Genomic DNA, 3,211 nt, shown 5'->3' with positions numbered 1-3,211 from the left:
GTGCTGGGCACCGGGCTGCGCTGGTTCGAATCGGTTCCCTTGCTGTTTGTCGCCACCTTCCTTGCCGGCGGTGCCATAGCCATCGGCAACGTCCTGCTGCCGGGCCTGGTGAAGCGTGATTTTGCCGACAGGGCCGCCGTCATGACCGGGCTCTACACCATGGCGCTCTGCGCCGGTTCGGCCGCCGCCGCGGGTTTCACACTGCCGATCGAGCATTTGGTCACGGGTTCATGGTCGGGAGCGCTCGCTGCCTGGGCGGTGCCGACGCTGGTCGTGCTGTTGATATGGATTCCGCAGGCGCTCGGCAGCCGACAGCAGGTCAGCCATCAAGGGTTTCGCGTCGTCGGGCTTTGGCGCGATCGCTTGGCGTGGCAGGTGACGCTGTTCATGGGGCTGCAGTCAGCGCTTGCCTATTGCATCTTCGGCTGGCTGGCGCCGATCCTGCGCGAGCGCGGTTTCGACGCGGCCACCGCCGGCGCCATGGTTTCGGTATCGGTGATGGCGCAGGTCATCACGTGCCTTGCCGTGCCGTCCTTTGCGATGCGGCTGAAAGACCAGCGCGGCATCAATGTGGCGCTCGTTGCCACAGCGGTGATTGCGCTGCTCGGCATTCTTTTCGCTCCGACCTCGACCGTGCTGTTCTGGGCGGTCCTGCAAGGCATCGGGCAGGGCGGCCTGATCGCGGCTGCCATGAGCCTGATCGTGCTGCGTTCGCCGGATTCGCATGTGGCGGCGCATCTTTCGGGCATGGCGCAAGGTGTGGGCTATGTTCTGGCGGCCTTCGGCCCGCTGCTGGTGGGGTTGATCCGTGGCTGGACCGGCAGTTTTTCGGCGTCGGCCCTCCTGTTTGTAGCGCTCGGGCTTGGCGCCGCCATCATGGGGTTCGGCGCCGGCCACGCGCTGCATGTGGGCGCACGGACCGTGCGCGCCGACGACCGATAACGCGTCACGCAATCCTGCACGAAATGTTGACTGCCGCGTTCAGGGAACGCCTTGCCGTATCGGCTTGGCCGGATATGTATCGCGCATCAATCGAACGGAGCGGGCGATGACGAAGCAGGACCTTCAGATCAAGACCAGGGATGGCGTTGCCAAAGCAGGGCTTTTCCGCTCGGCAAACGCATCTCCGGCCAAGGCTGGCGTCATTCTTTATCAGGATGCTTTCGGTCCGCGGCCGGCGCTCAGCAGCATGGCTGAGCGGCTGGCGAATGAAGGTTATGCGGTGCTGGTGCCCGACCTGTTCTACCGCAATGCGCCTTACGGGCCGTTCGACGCCAAGACCGCCTTCGTCGAGGAAAAGACCAAGGCGGCGCTGATGGCGCTGGTCACAGGCACCTCGCAGGATATGACTATCAGCGACAGCGGTGCATTCCTCGATGCACTTGCTGCCGAGGGCGTCACCGGACCGGTCGGCACCGTTGGTTACTGCATGGGTGGCGGCCGGGCACTGAATGCCGCCGCAACCTATCCCGACAGGATAGAGGCGGCCGCGAGCTTCCATGGCGGCAATCTGGCCAGCGACGCCGCCGACAGCCCGCATCGCAAGGCGGCCTCCATCAAGGCGCGTGTCTATGTCGGCACATCCGGCGTCGACAGAAGTTTCCCGCCGGAACAGTCCGCGCGACTGGCCGAGGCGCTGCGGGTTGCGGAAGTCGACCATGTCATCGAGAACTATGCCGGTATGGCGCATGGCTGGTGCGTACCCGATCATAGCGTTTTCAATGCCGCGGGTGCGGAACGCCACTGGAAGCGATTGACGACGCTGTTCGCCGAGACCCTGATCTAAGCCTTTCCGCGGCTGTTCTTGCCTGTTGGCTGCTCGTCCCGTTCGCGCTATCAGGCAGCACTAATGGCGCGGCCCCGGATTAGCGGGTCGAGCGGGAACGAATAGCCTGATGCAATCCTATGATGTCGTGATCATCGGCGCGGGTGCCGCCGGAATGATGTGCGCCGTGGAAGCGGCCAAGCGCGGCCGTTCGGTGCTGATCCTCGATCATGCGGCAATGCCCGGCGAAAAAATCCGCATCTCCGGCGGCGGCCGGTGCAATTTCACCAACATCCATGCCAGCCCGAAGAACTTTCTCTCGGACAATCCCCATTTCTGCATCTCGGCGCTCAGCCGCTATACGCAGCGCGATTTCATTGCGCTCGTCGAACGCCACCGCATCGCCTATCACGAAAAGACACTGGGGCAGCTGTTCTGCGATGGCTCCGCACGCCAGATCATCGACATGCTGATCTCGGAAATGCAGGACAGGGGCGTGGAGCTGGCACTGTCGACCAGGGTTGAGGATGTCCGCAAGACCGAGGAGGGGTTTGTGCTCATCCTCTCCACGGGCACGGTCACTTGCCAGTCCGTTGTCGTGGCCTGCGGCGGCAAGTCGATCCCCAAGATGGGGGCGACCGGCTTCGGCTATGAGCTTGCCGAACGGTTCGGCCTTGCCGTTGTCGAAACGCGGCCGGCGCTGGTGCCACTGACCTTCGATGCAAACACGCTCGAGCGCCTGGCGCCCCTGGCCGGCAACGCCGTGGACGCGGAAGTCGCCTGCGGCAAGACGCGGTTTTCCGAAGCGATGCTGTTCACGCATCGCGGTGTCAGCGGACCGTCCATCCTGCAGATCTCTTCCTATTGGCGCGAGGGGGATGAAATCCGCATTGCCATGCTGCCGGGAGTTGATGTGGCGGAAATCATTCGTATCGCCAAGCGCGGAAATGGACGGCAAGCGGTGCAGACCGTGCTGGCAAATCATCTCCCGAAGCGGCTGGCGCAGTCGATAGCCGAGCGAACCGGGATCGACGGCAACCTTGCCGATCTTTCCGATGCCCAGATCAAAACCGTCGCCGCTGCGGTCAATGACTGGCGCATCAAGCCTGCCGGTTCAGAGGGCTACCGCACCGCCGAAGTGACACTGGGCGGGGTCGACACCAACGGATTGGAGCAGAAAACGATGCAGGCGAAATCCGTGCCGGGCCTGTTCTTCATAGGCGAAGCCGTCGATGTCACGGGTTGGCTGGGTGGCTATAATTTCCAGTGGGCGTGGTCGTCGGGCTGGGTGGCGGGGCAGGCGGCTTAGGGTCGAAAGCGCCGATCCACGACCAGCTTCATAGTCTTACTTCTGCGCCTTCGCCCGAGTAACCGCCGGCGCTTTCTTCTTCTTTTTGGCCTGGTTGTAGTCGATCGCGGCACGGACGAGGTCTTTCAGGGCACGCT

Annotated in this window: 3 protein-coding genes; all 3 read left to right on the top strand. The window is 63.4% G+C overall.

Annotation, left to right across the window (positions count from 1 at the left end; genetic code table 11):
* Positions 1-942, top strand: a 942-nt coding sequence (locus EN935_RS28335; protein ID WP_127373852.1) for a cyanate transporter, incomplete at its 5' end; no start/stop codon positions are given.
* Positions 943-1,048: 106 nt separating this feature from the next.
* Entirely contained in the window at positions 1,049-1,786 is a 738-nt protein-coding gene (locus EN935_RS28330) for a dienelactone hydrolase family protein (protein ID WP_109669404.1), read from the top strand.
* Between the two features lie 109 nt (positions 1,787-1,895).
* The gene (locus EN935_RS28325) at positions 1,896-3,074 is read left to right on the top strand and encodes an NAD(P)/FAD-dependent oxidoreductase (RefSeq protein ID WP_127264764.1); all 1,179 of its coding nucleotides are present in this window, start codon (positions 1,896-1,898) and stop codon (positions 3,072-3,074) included.
* Positions 3,075-3,211 lie beyond the last annotated feature (137 nt).

Source organism: Mesorhizobium sp. M7D.F.Ca.US.004.03.1.1, from assembly GCF_003998635.1.
Taxonomy (GTDB): Bacteria; Pseudomonadota; Alphaproteobacteria; order Rhizobiales; family Rhizobiaceae; genus Mesorhizobium; species Mesorhizobium loti.
Note: the sequence above shows the minus strand (reverse complement) of the source record. Positions and strands in the feature narration are given on the sequence as shown.